We start from the raw sequence: 15243 nt of genomic DNA, 5'->3' as shown, positions 1-15243 counted from the left end.
TTTCTATTCCAAATGTAGAGAATGTTTATTAAGTTCGTGGAACATTTAATATTAATTACAGTAACGAAAAATTCTTTTTTTATAAAAGATAAGACTATAGACTGTAATATGATTCGGAAAAATGGTAAAAAATGGTTTTATTTATCTTAATGTAAACAAAAAGAGATTATTTAGTTCTTATATATTAGAAATAAAGGAATTGTTGATTCATGTAAATCTAGTCAAGAGCTTTATATTATGAGAAATAATGTAAAAATTACAAAAGTAAAGAATTGGCCGGGGGGAGATACTAACTTGTTGCTTTCAAAATTGATAGATTATTATGTTCTACATGATTTGCATAAAGACCGAAGTGAGGAGAATCAATACTATATTGATTCTCCTCTACCAATAAATATAGATAGAGAAACTTTTTTTGAAGTACCAGCATCACTTTCAGATATTGGATTAAACATAACTCCTACAGACAAAGGATATAGCATGGGTGAATTTGGATTTGAAAGTTTGATACCTTCTGGGGATGATCTTAATGACTACGTAAGAGGAGAGGCTTTCTTAAATGAATTTGAAAGTAGGCCTAATGTTATTTTTATACATGGTTGGCGCTGGTAAGTATATAAGACAGGACCTAGAGCCTCATGGAGTGAATTAAAACGATCTAGCGAAATATTGGGAATTAACTGAGCCAAATCAAGCCATTCCAAAAATGAATAAAGACAACATACTACTAATTTCTGCTAAAGAAGATCAGTACGTTCACATTCATGATGCAGATCTGTTGTGGGAGTCCTGGGGGAAACCTACACGGTATGTCTACAATTGTGGGCATGCAGGAATAGTTCTTAAACGAAAAAAAATGCAAAAGATACCATTTCGTTTCTACAAAATAAGCTAAAGAGGTAATGGACATATGTTTATGTTTATAATGGTAGCTTTACTGTGGTTAATGAGTTCAATTCTTTTTTTTAGAAATCCTCAAAATGAGAAAATTAGATGGGCAAGTGTTATAGGATTTTGTGGGGGCTTTGGAGGGATAGGAGCTTTACTAGGAAAAGGGATACAACGACCAGAGTGGGTATTACAATTGGATGGGATATTTACATCGATAGGACACTATTTCACTCCATATGGTATGTTGATTTTTGGAATAGTTTATTCAGATGTCATTGGTAATGTACGAAAGCGAAACATATCAAAGTTGCTTCTGCTAACTCCAATTTTTATAATGTATTCTATGTTTTAGGCGTACCCAGAGTTTAGATTTGATTTTCGTATTTTAGCGATTTGGGTAGTACCATATGTAATAGCAGCTAATATTTTATTTATATACTCCGTATGGCGTGAAGGTCGTCCAATTATTAAAAGAAGAAAAATATTAACTTGTGTGTTTGTATCAAAATTAATCATGTTTCTTTGCTGGCTCATCAATTTTTTTAACAGTAATAGAATCAACATTTCTTATTTTAATTTCTCATAACTTATGTCAATTCTCTAAAATAGTGGTGCCTCTTAAAAAATAGTGAGAAGAGCATAAGGGGTTTTTGCTATCACAGAGTGTGATAGGCTAGGCAGAGCCTAGCAAAACCATGATATCATACAAAATCTTCAAGGAACCCCCTCAGCGCACCCTCAAATTAAGGGACAGTCCCTTCAACGCACCTTCAGTGATCACAACATTTTTGCCAGAAACCCCTTCGCCGACCCCTCATATTTGATAAATGTCCCCTCAAGGGTCCCCTCATTTTGAGGTATTTTTTTAAAAAAATAAGACAGAAGCAAGCGATCTTTTTTATTTTTTTTCGCACGTTCATGGTCAAAAAGATCATTTGTTTTTACTTACAATACAAGTGATTTACGCATGCTTTTTTATCATTTATGAATCAATTTTATTCTATAAACGATGACTGTTCTAAAAGAGTGCAGGTTCACAGGCCATTAACATTTATCTTTTTCATGTCCAGATCAAGTTCACATGGGTTAGAAAAAGATATTGTGAAAAAAAATAAAAAAATATGGAAAAGCTGATACAGAATCAAAAATTGTGATAAAAAAAGATGCGATGCAATCCAGTGATGAAAGTATTCAGTTCTATGAAGATGAACAAAAAAGTTTGCAAGAAAAGCTCCGAAAACTGAATGAAAAGCAACAAGATTTAGCCATGAAGTAAAAAACAAATGTTAACAGTAGGTCAACATTTGTTTTTTTGAGGTTCACAGCAGGTTTACATCACTGATTCTTTATGTTCACAGTAGGTTCACATGGCAGGGGTTAGGTCAACAGTAGGTTCACATTCAACAGGTTTTCTTGTACCCGCGGTTTTGCTAGGCTCTGCCTAGCCCCACCCCTATGGTGGGGGCAAAAACCCCTTATGCTCTTCTCTCTTTTGTAGTAGGGAACCACAATTTACAGGAAAGGAACGAATGTCATGGATATGTTTTTACAAAATATCGATCTGATTGCCGTTAAAAAAATAGATGAAATCGTCAAAGAAAAGAACATTTCTTCCCAAAAATTTTTAAAAGTCGGCTTAAAAAGGAGGGAGGTACAGAGAGAGAGAAAGGATTATGACAAAGGGAGAAAAGAGAAATCAAAAAATGGATTTACGAAACTTTTTGCACGGAATAATGGAGCATATTCTATAACAAAAGAAATGCAGCATAAAAAATGGGACGTTAAAAAAAGCAAAAGTTTGAAGACGGAATGAAGGCTGAGGAGTCTTCTTTTTTCATACTGGTAAGGTAGGAGAAGGGAAGAAGTAGCAAGCAAACTAGGTAATCAAGATTTGATTATTATCAATAAGTACTACAACAAACTTGCTTATTTTCACAATCGCTATATCAAAATCTTTGATCCAGTAGCAACGGGTAAAACATGCGAGAAAACGCCTGTTGGCTTTTTTAAAATCGTAAACAAGATTAAAAATCGTCTTTATTATAGAGGTCATATATATATAAGGTTTTATGTAATGTCCCCCTAAATATTCTTTCTCCTCTTTGTTTTTTCGACATTTTTTATACCTCCTCTTTTTTATAATGTAAAGTACACAGAAAGCATAAGACAGGAGGAGGAATGCAGATGAACATATTAGTTGACGCAAAGCCAAGAGAAGAAAAGATGATTCTATGTGATGAAGAGATCGTTCAAGCGTTTCAATGGGGCGACGAAGAAGCTTTCAACGTACTCGTAAAGAAATATGAGTATTTAATTGGTTTAAAAATAAAAAGTTACTTTCTATTAGGAGGGGATCGAGAAGATCTTTTACAAGAAGCGAGGTTAGGGTTATACAAAGCTGCGCGTGATTTTAAAACAGAAGGGAAGAGTTCATTTAGAGGATTTGCTGATCTATGCATTACACGTCAACTCATTACAGCTATAAAGGCAAGTGCTCGTCAAAAACATTCCCTTTTAAATAATGCCCTCTCTTTAAACATACCTAAGAATTCAAAGCGATTGGAAGATGATTTGATTCTTATAGAGATGCTTCCTCATCCACGTGCCGTAAGCCCCGAACAAGCTACCGTAGAAAAGGAGAATAAAAGAGAAAGGGAACAAATGTTACAAGAAATACTGTCATCTATTGAACAAGATGTATTCGCTCTATATCTGAAGGGGCAAACGTATATGAAGATCTCTCAGAACCTACATCTTCCTCAAAAAACAGTAGATAATGCACTTTACCGAATTAAGAAAAAAATGAAGACTCAAATGAAGTACCTGTATTTACAGCAGTCATCCTGACAGCTACGGATAAGTTTCTATAAGCTAGTCGTTCTAAATTTGTACACCCCTTACTATTACGTAGGTAATTCTTTTTTCTTTTATATGTTCTTTTATTTATGATGAAGATAATGGTAAGTAAGCTAACAGAAGGTGATGGAATGAAAGAACAACAATGGATTACAATGTTTAATGATGTAAAAGAAACGATACAATCAATTATCTACACATGGAATCCACTCTATTTGCATGCTTCTGAGGAATATGAGTATGAAGCTACATGGATCCTTCCTATGGTATACAAAGTAGAAGATGTTGAAAGTCTGGCGATTGAGATAACAGATATATTAAATCAGTCATTTAATAGTACGTTAACAAAAGAAGAGTGTATAGGAATTGCGCAGCAAATCTGGGAGCAAATAAGAGAATAGATAAACGCATGCCCGTAGTTAGATAGGTACCTAGAAAGAAAAGATTTCTTCTTCCTAAGTACCACTGCCGAGACGAGTTATGATATACACCTTTAGTTACCATAATCATTCTTTCTAGAACATACAAAAAAAGAACCCTTCTGCCAAAGAGTTCTTATAAAGTTGCACATTAACCTGTTATGTAGCTTTTCATATATCCTTGATATAACGGGCATTTCACGTTCAACAAAAGGGAAGAGATGTATAAATAGGCTGCCTTATATATATATGTTAGTCCCTATAAAATAGTCTTTTTAGAAAAATTCCATATTTAGTTTCCCTTATGAGCTATCTCTCTTTAATACACAATAGAAGAAAGCTGTCAAAAAAATAATTATTTATTTTTAATGGATTGATTATGAGTGAAACTAATATTTTGTAGAAATTTCGGGTTAGAAAAGCATTGATTTATTATAAATAATAAATTATCCTATTACTAGTAAAAAAAGGAAGGGTGGACGTAAAACAATGATTAATTAATCCTATTTTCTAAGAAAAAATTCGTTAAATAATACGATTGTTTTTCTGAATAGGATTAGACTGTACTTTTACATACAAATCAAATTGATCATTGTATTCCTTTCTTTGGAAATGTCATGTCAATATTGTTGTTGTACTGTACTTCCTCCTGTTCAGAAAATACGCAGGAGGTTTTTTGTTTTGGAAGAGAAATTACCCGTAAACCATTCAACCAACTTGTTTGGAAACCGTGTTTTTCAAGCTATTATTATCTCTGGGTTATTTTTGCAAATAGGGATATGGGTTAGAAATTTTGCTGTACTTCTTTTCATAATGGAAAAGACAAACGGCGACCCATTTGCAGTATCTTTGATATCTGTAGCAGAATTTGCACCAATCTTTATTTTCTCTTTTATTGGCGGAACATTTGCAGATCGCTGGCGTCCGAAACGTACCATGGTATGGTGTGATATTTTAAGTGCAATATCTGTATTTGCTGTGCTTGTCACGCTTATACTTGGATCTTGGCACGTTGTTTTTTTCGCAACTTTAATTTCTGCAATCCTTTCCCAATTCTCTCAGCCTTCAGGGATGAAGCTGTTTAAAATGCATTTACCGGAGGAGCAAATGCAGGTTGGGATGTCAGTCTATCAAACGGTCTTTGCGATATTCATGGTTCTAGGACCAATACTAGGGACATTTGCCTTTCAAGCCTTTGGTATAAACCTCTCTATTGCTATCACAGGTACAGCCTTTTTACTATCAGCAGCAGCGCTCACTTTTCTACCTTCTGATCGAAAGATGGAAGAAGAGAATGGAACTACATCACTGCTAAGTGAAATGAAAAGTGGCATTAAGTATGTTTTGGGGAAGAAAGAGTTGAGCCTGTTAGGTCTATGCTTTTTAGCAGCTGGACTAGGAATAGGGTTTATTCAGCCTCTCTCAATTTTCCTTGTAACGGAGCAGTTAGGCTTAGCAAAAGAAAATCTCCAGTGGTTACTTACATCTAATGGAATTGGCATGATCTTAGGCGGAGCAGTGGTAATGATTTTTGCCAAAACAGTAGCTCCGCAAAGGCTGCTGGCATTTGGAATGGTTGGTAATGCAATAGGGTTTGCCATAATGGGGTTATCAGTAAACCTATGGCTGACGCTGGGAGCTCAATTTCTAAATGGTCTCATGTTACCGTGTATTCAGGTTGGCATCAATACGATGATCTTACAGAGAACGGAGGCTGCTTTTATTGGCAGGGTCAATGGGATTCTAAGTCCCCTTTTTACGGGAGCTATGGTATTGACGATGAGTATAGCTGGTATTCTAAAAGAGCAGTTTTCAATGGTTGCCATATTTGAGGCAGCAGCAGTCTTATTTATTATAGGTTTGCTTTTTATATTACCTCTATATAATTTAAAAGAGGAGACAAAGCAGGAAAGTATAAAATTAGGGGAGTAAAAAAACTCTTTATAACTTCTTATCGAAATATCCACAATGAAAACAAACAGTTTCATTATAAAAGTACAACCAAAGGAAATTAGAATGAACTATGGTATGTTTTAATTCTAAAAGGTGTGGTACACATATAGTACAGGGCCAATATAAGCATTTAAGAGGCTACTGTGAAAGGTTAAATACTTAGCTTAATGAAGGGACTGGTTCGGTTTTGAAAGACGTAACAGCGACTTCAGCAAACGTATTACCCCAATTGACAAGTAGGTATTGTGATTTAACGAATGGCACTCTCGTTATGAACCGATATACGTAACGAAAGGGCCTCACAAGGGCAAACGAGCATGAGAATTATTTTATTGTAAGAGAGAAGAGCCTGCATCATTTTTGATGCAGGCTCTTGCCATGTTGATAATATAAAGTAAGGTACATAAGGGATTGAATCCCAATATTGTTTGTAGATAAAAGTTCTACTTAATTTGAATAATTGTTGATAGATGTAATGTTTTGTAGATAATTATGTTGCTCCCACATATTGAATATTTATCCTATATCAAGTACAATAAGTTGAATATAAGTTCAACTAAAAAAATGAGGTGTTTATAAATGAAAATTTCACGCTTTAATAAAGACTGCGGTAACTCTGTCGATATGAACATTATGGACGGATATCTATTTGATTTTCCAACCAATGTAGTAGAACTCCAAAAGGATGCTGCTGATTCGTTCTTTACAGACGCGGTGACAGCTCCAGAAGAATTTAAGAAGCGCATTTTACTTTCTACAACCATTGAGGGGGAAGAGAAAGAGCGTTATTTCTTAGTAGGTGACATTGCAGCGAGTCAATTGCTGGCTAATAATCACATTAATAAATTACATAATAAAATTACAAGTCATATTCCATACATCACCTTTTTAGCTGCGATTGCGTATTACCATGCGTTACATGCGAAAAATAAAAAAGACAATACCATTGAAATTGACTATTTTTCTACCATGTTACCAATCTGGCTCCTTAAGAAAGAGAGCACATTTGGGGCGGCTCAAAAAGCTATGGCCAATCGTTTCTTAGGCGACCATACATTTACCGTGCATACGCCTGGTTTTGAAAATACGTTAAAAGTAGTAGTGGAAGAAAGTGCGTGCTTAAAAGAGGGAGAAAGTGCACGTTTTGCATTAAAAAAAGACTTAACACTTCAAGATCGTGAAGATGCAAATGAGTATGTAGAATGTGAAACGGTCATGGTGGACATTGGTGGAGGTTCCATTGATGTGGTTATTCTACCTGAAGGGTTGAAAGCTGCCAATAGTCGTGAATCGTTCCAAAGCATTGAGGGTATTCCTTATTTAGCGCATATTGATAAATTGCGTAAGGAGAAGTTTCTAGAATTATTTACAGACTTACGTGCCTTTGATCAATTTATTCTCGATAACTACAGCAAGCAAAAGTTTGTATTAAAAAACGAGAATACAGGTGAATCTATTGACTTAACAAGTACAATCAAATCTTCACTACGGGAATATGTGGAGATTTTATTAGCTAAATTAAATGATGTTGCACCACCTCCAGCGAACAAACTACGTAAGTATGTATACTGCGGTGGAGTAGCTCCTACGTTAGAAGTAGCTATCATGAATAGTATGCGTGAAAAAATTGGAGAAGAACGTACGGAGAAGTATCATAAGGTTCCCGAAGATAGTCGTCATTTAAATTTATTTGGCTTAGAGATTCGTAGTATTGGTTACGTTCAAAAGAGGCAAGCAGCAGAGAAGAAAGCCGTTAAATCCTAACAACGTAGGTGATGGGGATGTCAGAGCGTCAAAATGCGTTTACGATTAAGACAAATCGATTGAGTGATGAAGTTTATAATAAACTAGCTTCATATGCTAAATCGCGTAAGTTAGGGGATTATATTTCATCTTTAATTCTACGTGATTTAGATGATTCATCTACTGAAAGAAAAGTAATTGAAGACAAAAAAACCTACGAAATGCTTGAACATATAAAGAATGAGTTAGCTGATTTAAAAACATTAGCAAAAACAACAGGTTTTGTAGGAAACGATTCCTTCAAAGAAGAAGAGCCTTCAAAGGTTTCACAACTGAAAGAAGGAAAGATTGCAGATTTAGAAAATATATCTGGCTCATTAGACGATGACGATTTAGAAGAATATAACGATTTTTAAACAGTAAAACCACTAGAAATCCTAGTGGTTTTTTCTGTTTTTAAGCTTTATATTGTATACGTCTTTAGTTACCAAAATGTGAATTATAAGAAGTCAAATTCTTTATATATGAAGAACTTGACTTCTATTTTTTATGAAAAAATGATTAATATGTTTAGTTTAGCAGAAAAGATTAAATGGATTTGGTTTGGTTAATTAAATAAGAATATGCAGCAATCATTATCCTGTTAGTAGGATATCATTTAATAAAGCTAGTTCTACTTTGAAAGGATCATTAACTTTTCTAAGTTCACAATAACCAGAACTATAAATATGAATAATCTTAAATCTTGTACCGCGATACAAAACCTCTTTATTAATTGACATACCTTCTCTCCAGATTCATTATTATAGTTTATTCAACATATTAATCATTTTTCTTATTCAAAATACATCTGGAATAAAATCAAATTATTTTTCCCTTTTTTGTATATTCCGAAACATAGATTCAAATAAAATTTAAAATACACTCGACTATATACATATTTTTAGCTGCCTTGAGCAAACTACCCAAGACGCCGCAAGGCATCATCTCTAAAATGCCAATTAGAGAAAAAAACTACCTTATGCGCAGGTAGTTTTTTCTGTTTTTAACCTGTATATCATATACAAAGCTTGTCAACATAATGCCTCTTCCGGTATACACGAAAAAGAGAAACCTTTGCGCCACTTGGGTTCAGCTAAGGGTCCCTTTTCCGGAGTATACATCTTTTTATACATTGTTGATATGACTACATTATTTGGATAGTTGAAAGAAACGAGAATGTATAAAAAGCGCTCCTTTTATACATATGCTTGTACCTAAAAAATAGTATTTTTGAAAAATTATAATACGATTTTTTTACCGATATATTCAATAGAAAATCCCCTTAAAAAGCTATCTCCCCTACAAAGCGAGGTAGCCTTTTATTTTTATTTCTTTCTTAATAAAAGCTTGTCCTCTAGCTTACATACCCACTTATAAAAGCATAGTAAGATAAGTAAAAGTACAGGATTAAGTATAGCTGAATGCCATAAATTCCACCAACCATAATGAAAATATCCCCAAGGAGCCGGTAATAATGTAAGCATTTCATAAAGCAAAATAGCTATTAACCAAAAAATAAAATAACAAACTTGCCTAATATAGCCCCTTTTAAAAGGATACCAATTAAGAAACATCATATTAACAGGTGGGAGTAACACAGTATGAACAAGAAGTCCTTTCCAATCGGCACCGTCTGTGAAATACCAGTACCCATGATATTTTAAATCTATATACACATCGAAACTACTTTGAAAAGCGATTGTAAACAACCAGAGATGAACAATTTGATTTGCTGTCAGTCTTTTATTTGTTTTAAATGCAATAAAATTAAATACAATAATGGCAATAGTAAGTCCAATCATGTTTTTTTCCTTTTTGATTTATCATACCATATAATTACATAAAAATAAATTTATGGTATAAAATAGACGCGTTTCTCTAAATATTTCTATATTAAATAGCTTTAACCAATAACAAAAATATCTAACATTAAATTTAACTTGGTATTTTTATTACATTCATTTTTTAAGGAAACTGTAATCTATAGTTAATTTATGTAGCTGTTTCAATGACCTTTGAAGCTTCTAAAAAGGGCATTTACAAGCGCCAGTGCCAATGGTAATAAAAATGCAAATAAATGAGAAACCTTAAATGAACGAGATAAATGAGTTGGAATAATGCAAACAAAGTACTAAAGATTCTACTTTATAAAAAGGAAGTGTTTGTATGTGGGTTATAAAGACTGAACATAGGAGAGAAGGCGGAGGGACAGTTGCGCTTGAGCTAGAAAGTGAAGATGGTAAGTTTGATGTCAATGTTAGATGGGATGGTTGTATGGAAATTCACGTTTATTCGATTACTGAAGAAAGCCGTGAACTTGAAGACACTTTTCATACTTGTGACTTAAATGGATTTATTGAAAAGTTACAATCTTTAAATGGGGTATGTACGGATTATTTCGGTGAGGGTAGTTATTGGGAGCAAAGAAATAAAGATTAACCAAAAGTTGAAAATGAATAATACTCTTACCTTTTAAATTGGAGGAAATTGCAATGAAGAAAGCACACGTTTTGATTCTTAGCAGTATCTTTTTTTCACTAATTTTTGGTTCTGTTAATGCTAATGCTTATAAACCCGAAAAGCTACCTACTTCTCAATCATCAAATCACTGGAAAGTAAAAATAGACAAGCCAGATGTTAAAGATTTAAAAGAAAATGAAGGGAAATTCAATGTCTATAGTATTGATGTTAGAAATTTAGGTTCCCAGGTCTATGATGCAACAGTGGAAATATACAGGGATGAACCTAATACAAGTACCAAATACGAATTAATTACCTTTAAAATACCTGAAGCACAAAATTTCTTTCATCATCAAAATCAACCTATTTCAGTTGATTCAAAAGTGGTAGAAATAGTTGTAACATGGAAAGAAGAACCTTACACGGTTATGAAGGATGGAAGGAAATCTCCAGCCCGTAAGTTTAAACAAACATTCTTGTTTTCACAAAAGTGAACTCAAAAGCTTCTTTTGGAGAAAGAAGCTTTTAAATTCACTTTTAATTAACGTAATGTGATTTAGAGGTATGAGTTTCTTTAAGAAAAATCTTTACGCATTTCTCGTGTTCGAACACCATCTTCAATTTTTTCTGCAATGTCCATTAATCTTTCAATGTCGGAAAAGGAATACATTCGGGTACCTGAAGAGTTTCGTTTTGGGAAAATAAGCTCTCGAGTTTCATAATAACGAACTTGTCTTTCTGATAAACCTGTCATTTCAGTAACGATTTTTATAGTCATAACTTTCTCATCTAGATATGGATGATTATTAGTCAAGAATATCCTCTCCTACTTCCATTCTTTATCAGTATATATGTTATTAACTTTTAGGTTGTATATAGAAATGAAGTTTATTAAATATCGTACGTTCCAAAACTCTTTGGGAAAAGGAGTTTTTAGTTCCTATAAGTGACATTATGGTGCGATAAGAAGTCGCTTTCTTACAGTGTAGCTAACGCTACTCATCTAGACGCAAAGATGATCTCCATCCGAAACGGCATTCTTGGTAACGAGTCTGTCGGTTGCATGAGGAAATGCGGAAACAGAGGACAAATGCATGGTCCAGAATACTGCTAGGAGAAGATAGGTATGGTAAACGAAAGTGAAGGTTTGTAAGCTTCGTAACGGTTAGCTCAAGATAATGCACAGCTTTGCTTGGGTCTTGGCAAGAGGAAAAGTAGAATCATAATGCTGCTCTGATGCGTCCCGCATCTTGCCCGGAGTAAAGAACCCACCTAACCTCGTCGTATCTATAAGATGCGGAACTTGGTAAGCCCTTTGTCATCTGTGTAAACAGTAGGATGACTGCAAAGTCAAACAATGTGGCAGAGGGTAAAGGATACGAGAGAAAGCAAATGCCATTATCTCGAAAGAGAACAGGAAAGCAGGAAACTGTATAACTGGATGGATACTATCGTCCTTACGGACAAGCCCATGATAGGCCCGAAAGGGAGCTGACTTCTCGTTGGTCTCTCGTAGGAACATAAGGTTGTGGCTATCTTCTGACGAAAGAAACGTACTGTTATGTATACCTCCATTTGGAGCGTCGGCGTACGTTTTACTTACCGATATGGTGTGTGATGAGGATACGACAGCAAATGGACCTGCAATGGGAGGCTTGAGCCGTATGAGTTGAAAGGCTCACGTACGGTTCTCAGGGGAGTTAGGGGCAGTGATGCCCCTCGCTTACCCGACTAAACTAGCATATAATATTCATTTATTTCTCTATCTTTCAAATGTGCTAAAATGTAATTATAAGGAAAAAAGGAGATGAGGAAATGGAATTTATTATGACTTTATTCGTTTTTCTTTTTCTGCTTGCGATTAGTTCAACCTTAAATATACTTTTGAAAATGACAGATAAAAAAGACTGGATCATCTCTTTGCTATTAAGCACTGTTTTATCAATCACAATAGTTGCAGTTTTGGGGGCAACATAAAGATAAAAAGCCGTGGGAACTGCTTGTTCCCACGGCTTTTTATCTTTATGTTTATATATTTATTAGATTTAACTAACTTCTACTTCCATGTAACGTATGCCAAAAAAGGTGTAATATGTAACGCGATAATTTTCAATTGATTTTCGTTCTACGGTGTTCCACTGATGTCCATTCGATTGAGCTTGGTAACTCTGCACCATAAATTTGTCCAGTGGTCTAAGTGACCATTTTCGGAAATCTCCTTCAAGTTGTTCAACCTTTTTTTCTTCTTCTGGCGAACTCAAATCCTCTGCTTCATTACTTATTATTCGTGGTATACTAACAGCCAAAATAGTAATAATTCCAATGATAATGCTCCAATTCAACAAGCGTTTTTTCATCTTGGATATTTCTCCCTTTTTATTTCATTATATTACATCTGTTGGTATACCACTAATACATTATTCTATTTAAACTCGTAATCGTTTGTTATTAGATTTCTTCCTAGAACTGGTATTATGTTAACTAATGATGTATAGAGCATACATCCACAAAAAAAGAACTTATCAATTGAAATAAGTTCTTTTTTATATAATCGAAAAAGCATTATAATGGAACTAGTGTAAAAATTAGTATTAATTGGAGGGGACCGTCAATAATTTTGTGTAAATACGAATTTCCTTTTCTTATAGACGTTACTCACTAGTTTGTTTTAAACATCATTTGTAGCTCTGCGCGAGCTTGATCAAAACCAATGTGACATCTTGTGGCAAAGCGCTGATTATACTGGTCAAATTGAGAAACGAGGAAGCGTTCAAGTGACTCTTCGTTTGGGAATTGTTCCTTACGCTTACTATATTTCTTGATTTGTTTATTAAAAGATTCAATGAGATTGGTCGAATAAATACTGCGCCAAATAGACTTAGGAAAGCGATAAAACGTGAACAAATAAGGGTTATTGAGCAATGGTTTTGTCACTTTTGGATACTTAGATTTCCACTTTTCAATAAACGAATGCAGGGCCTGTTGGCCCATTTTAAGGCTTTCTGCACGGTACACAGATTTAAAGTCTTCACAGATTTCAGCTCGATCGGATACACGAACTTTATGAGCAATCGTCCGTGAAAGATGGACGCAGCATGTTTGATAAGAAGAAGCTGGATAGATAGAAAAAACACTGTCTGAGATTCCTTTTAACCCGTCGGAAATAAACAACAGAATCTCCTCTACGCCACGAGATTTGATGTCTTCTAAAAGTTCTTTCCAGACAAAGGCGGATTCGTTAGGAGCGATTGTATAGCCAAGCACTTCTTTTGAACCGTCTTCGCGAATGCCAACGGCAATATAGACAGCTTCTTTAGACACTGTATCCCGTTTTAAAGCAATATATGTAGCGTCTAAATAAACGCACGCATAGCGTGCACACAACGTTCGATCTCGGAATGCTTCTACCTGTTCAGACATCACCTTTGTCATATTTGAAATGGTTTGAGGTGTGTAATGGTGACCATACATGCGCTCCATCAAATGGGCAATTTCAGCAGTCGTTACGCCCTTTTGGAACATATGAATAACAAACGCTTCAAGCGTATCATTGGCTCTTTTATAAGGAGCCACCGTCTGTTGCTTAAAGTCGCCATTCCGATCACGAGGAATAACGAGATGAAGTTCTCCAAACTCTGTGTGCAGTGTGCGTTCGTACGAACCATTTCGTGAATTCCCGGTATTAAATCCAATACGGTCATATTTTTCGTAGTCCAAAAAAGCTGTCAATTCGCTCGCTAAGAGCGTATTAACCGCATTTTCTAAGTGAGAACGGAAAATTTCCGTCACATCTTCTTTTTGGACTAGAGCTTGAACAAGATCTGTTGTAAACTGATTCATAGGAAGACCTTCTTTCTTTGAATTGGTTGTGGTGACTTAATTCTACAAGAAAAGGTCTTCCTTTTTGTATTTATTCATTTACACAAGATATTTTACGCTCTCTATACGTATAATAAGATTTAATTTAGATGTTAAATAGACATTTTTTCATTAGTTTTTCTATCGTATAAAAAGGTGTGCCTTTTTGGACTGTTTACATTAAACAGCCTTAACCATAGATTATGTATTGTATCCAGAATTAATCAATGTAACAAAAACACCAAAATAAATATAATATTACATATTTTTTGTTACAACAATATTAGGGGGTTCAGAGAATCATTGTACTCTTGAGCTGTCAGTAACAAAAATAGTCGTTTTGTTGCGTATGAAATACATAGTTTTTATTTTTGATGGCATGGAATGGGGAACAGGTGAAAGATTCTTATTTGAAAGAAGGAAACATCCCTTTTTTATAGAATGTAAGTACTTTACTTAGGAGGAGGGTGATCTCATTGGGAAAAAGAGCTTTACTGGTATTTTCATTACCAGAATATAAAGAAGAAATCGGCCGATGGCTATGGTGTTTAGAAGATGTTCGCTGTACTCTTTTAACACAATTAAATGGCATCAGCCAATGTATGCTTGATACAAAAATTGATGAAAGACAAACGATTAGCTCATTATTATATCACATTGCATTTATCGAGGCAGATTGGTTATATAATGAGGTTCTTGTTACTGAATGGGATTACGAAATACGATCGTTGTTTCCATTAGAAAATAGTTCTGAAGATGGCTCTTTAACCCACATTAAAGGACAAAGTTTAGAGGAACATTTTTACCGTCTTAATAAGGTGCGCGAAGTATTTCTTTATCACTTTCGTTCAATGGATTTAACAGATTGGCGTAAACCAAGAGTACTTGAACATTACGACGTTACACCTGAGTGGGTTGTTTACCATTTGATTGAACATGAATCACATCATAGAGGTCAAATTTTCCAATTACTTAGAGAATTAAGAAACGATTAAGATGTTAAAGTAATGAAATAAAACAA

Annotated in this window: 15 protein-coding genes and 1 pseudogene; 11 read left to right on the top strand and 5 right to left on the bottom strand. The window is 34.5% G+C overall.

The window, feature by feature from the left end; translation table 11 throughout:
- The first annotated feature begins 294 nt into the window (after positions 1-294).
- The 7 genes and pseudogenes from Q5794_RS27245 (at position 295) to Q5794_RS27215 (ending at position 8278) form a co-directional block, all read left to right on the top strand.
- A pseudogene (locus Q5794_RS27245) lies at positions 295-903 on the top strand (hypothetical protein).
- A 1522-nt stretch (positions 904-2425) separates the two neighbouring features.
- A complete protein-coding gene (locus Q5794_RS27240; protein WP_214989069.1) occupies positions 2426-2704 on the top strand; it encodes a hypothetical protein in 279 nt (92 codons plus the stop codon).
- Positions 2705-3075: 371 nt separating this feature from the next.
- The gene (locus tag Q5794_RS27235) at positions 3076-3738 is read left to right on the top strand and encodes a sigma-70 family RNA polymerase sigma factor (protein ID WP_214989068.1); all 663 of its coding nucleotides are present in this window, start codon (positions 3076-3078) and stop codon (positions 3736-3738) included.
- A gap of 140 nt (positions 3739-3878) precedes the next feature.
- Positions 3879-4148 carry a DUF1871 family protein gene (locus Q5794_RS27230; protein WP_268578304.1) on the top strand — a complete coding sequence of 90 codons (270 nt, stop codon included), beginning with the start codon at positions 3879-3881 and terminating at the stop codon, positions 4146-4148.
- A 699-nt stretch (positions 4149-4847) separates the two neighbouring features.
- A complete protein-coding gene (locus Q5794_RS27225; protein ID WP_214989066.1) occupies positions 4848-6098 on the top strand; it encodes an MFS transporter in 1251 nt (416 codons plus the stop codon).
- A 600-nt stretch (positions 6099-6698) separates the two neighbouring features.
- Positions 6699-7883 (top strand): hypothetical protein, encoded by a 1185-nt coding sequence (locus Q5794_RS27220; RefSeq protein WP_214989065.1) that lies wholly within the window; start codon positions 6699-6701, stop codon positions 7881-7883.
- A 17-nt stretch (positions 7884-7900) separates the two neighbouring features.
- Complete coding sequence (locus Q5794_RS27215; protein WP_214989064.1) at positions 7901-8278, top strand: hypothetical protein; 378 nt, start codon at positions 7901-7903, stop codon at positions 8276-8278.
- Positions 8279-8497: 219 nt separating this feature from the next.
- On the opposite strand, the gene Q5794_RS27210 is transcribed toward Q5794_RS27215, so the two are convergent.
- Both Q5794_RS27210 and Q5794_RS27205 read right to left on the bottom strand, forming a co-directional pair.
- On the bottom strand, positions 8498-8644 hold the full coding sequence (locus tag Q5794_RS27210; protein ID WP_192998604.1) for a hypothetical protein: 147 nt from the start codon (positions 8642-8644) through the stop codon (positions 8498-8500).
- 585 nt (positions 8645-9229) lie between these two features.
- Positions 9230-9706, bottom strand: a complete 477-nt coding sequence (locus Q5794_RS27205) for a hypothetical protein (protein ID WP_075422525.1) — start codon at positions 9704-9706, stop codon at positions 9230-9232.
- Positions 9707-10070: 364 nt separating this feature from the next.
- On the opposite strand from Q5794_RS27205, the gene Q5794_RS27200 reads away from it, so the two are divergent.
- Both Q5794_RS27200 and Q5794_RS27195 read left to right on the top strand, forming a co-directional pair.
- The gene (locus tag Q5794_RS27200) at positions 10071-10343 is read left to right on the top strand and encodes a hypothetical protein (RefSeq protein ID WP_192998603.1); all 273 of its coding nucleotides are present in this window, start codon (positions 10071-10073) and stop codon (positions 10341-10343) included.
- Between the two features lie 53 nt (positions 10344-10396).
- Complete coding sequence (locus Q5794_RS27195) at positions 10397-10858, top strand: hypothetical protein (protein ID WP_214989062.1); 462 nt, start codon at positions 10397-10399, stop codon at positions 10856-10858.
- 80 nt (positions 10859-10938) lie between these two features.
- On the opposite strand, the gene Q5794_RS27190 is transcribed toward Q5794_RS27195, so the two are convergent.
- A complete protein-coding gene (locus Q5794_RS27190; protein WP_176585873.1) occupies positions 10939-11178 on the bottom strand; it encodes a MerR family transcriptional regulator in 240 nt (79 codons plus the stop codon).
- 1001 nt (positions 11179-12179) lie between these two features.
- Here Q5794_RS27190 and Q5794_RS27185 point away from each other — a divergent pair.
- On the top strand, positions 12180-12341 hold the full coding sequence (locus Q5794_RS27185) for a hypothetical protein (protein ID WP_171843214.1): 162 nt from the start codon (positions 12180-12182) through the stop codon (positions 12339-12341).
- 68 nt (positions 12342-12409) lie between these two features.
- On the opposite strand, the gene Q5794_RS27180 is transcribed toward Q5794_RS27185, so the two are convergent.
- Positions 12410-12721 (bottom strand): hypothetical protein, encoded by a 312-nt coding sequence (locus Q5794_RS27180; protein WP_215054664.1) that lies wholly within the window; start codon positions 12719-12721, stop codon positions 12410-12412.
- Positions 12722-13022: 301 nt separating this feature from the next.
- A complete protein-coding gene (locus tag Q5794_RS27175; RefSeq protein ID WP_374989300.1) occupies positions 13023-14204 on the bottom strand; it encodes an IS256-like element ISBame1 family transposase in 1182 nt (393 codons plus the stop codon).
- Positions 14205-14698: 494 nt separating this feature from the next.
- Here Q5794_RS27175 and Q5794_RS27170 point away from each other — a divergent pair, with 494 nt between their 5' ends.
- Positions 14699-15217: a DinB family protein gene (locus Q5794_RS27170; RefSeq protein ID WP_374989299.1), complete on the top strand. Its 519-nt coding sequence runs from the start codon at positions 14699-14701 to the stop codon at positions 15215-15217.
- Positions 15218-15243: the final 26 nt, after the last annotated feature.

The organism is Priestia megaterium, assembly GCF_041941685.1.
In the GTDB taxonomy this organism is placed as follows: domain Bacteria; phylum Bacillota; class Bacilli; order Bacillales; family Bacillaceae_H; genus Priestia; species Priestia megaterium_C.
The sequence above is the reverse complement of the archived record's forward strand: the minus strand, read 5'-3'. Positions and strand labels throughout refer to the sequence as shown.

Bases quoted from the DNA above. Each gene is read 5' to 3' on its own strand.
- Q5794_RS27240 (WP_214989069.1), top strand. From the start codon at position 2,426: ATGGATATGTTTTTACAAAATATCGATCTGATTGCCGTTAAAAAAATA.
- Q5794_RS27235 (WP_214989068.1), top strand. From the start codon at position 3,076: ATGAACATATTAGTTGACGCAAAGCCAAGAGAAGAAAAGATGATTCTA.
- Q5794_RS27230 (WP_268578304.1), top strand. From the start codon at position 3,879: ATGAAAGAACAACAATGGATTACAATGTTTAATGATGTAAAAGAAACG.
- Q5794_RS27220 (WP_214989065.1), top strand. From the start codon at position 6,699: ATGAAAATTTCACGCTTTAATAAAGACTGCGGTAACTCTGTCGATATG.
- Q5794_RS27215 (WP_214989064.1), top strand. From the start codon at position 7,901: ATGTCAGAGCGTCAAAATGCGTTTACGATTAAGACAAATCGATTGAGT.
- Q5794_RS27210 (WP_192998604.1), bottom strand. From the start codon at position 8,644: ATGTCAATTAATAAAGAGGTTTTGTATCGCGGTACAAGATTTAAGATT.
- Q5794_RS27205 (WP_075422525.1), bottom strand. From the start codon at position 9,706: ATGATTGGACTTACTATTGCCATTATTGTATTTAATTTTATTGCATTT.
- Q5794_RS27200 (WP_192998603.1), top strand. From the start codon at position 10,071: ATGTGGGTTATAAAGACTGAACATAGGAGAGAAGGCGGAGGGACAGTT.
- Q5794_RS27195 (WP_214989062.1), top strand. From the start codon at position 10,397: ATGAAGAAAGCACACGTTTTGATTCTTAGCAGTATCTTTTTTTCACTA.
- Q5794_RS27185 (WP_171843214.1), top strand. From the start codon at position 12,180: ATGGAATTTATTATGACTTTATTCGTTTTTCTTTTTCTGCTTGCGATT.
- Q5794_RS27180 (WP_215054664.1), bottom strand. From the start codon at position 12,721: ATGAAAAAACGCTTGTTGAATTGGAGCATTATCATTGGAATTATTACT.
- Q5794_RS27175 (WP_374989300.1), bottom strand. From the start codon at position 14,204: ATGAATCAGTTTACAACAGATCTTGTTCAAGCTCTAGTCCAAAAAGAA.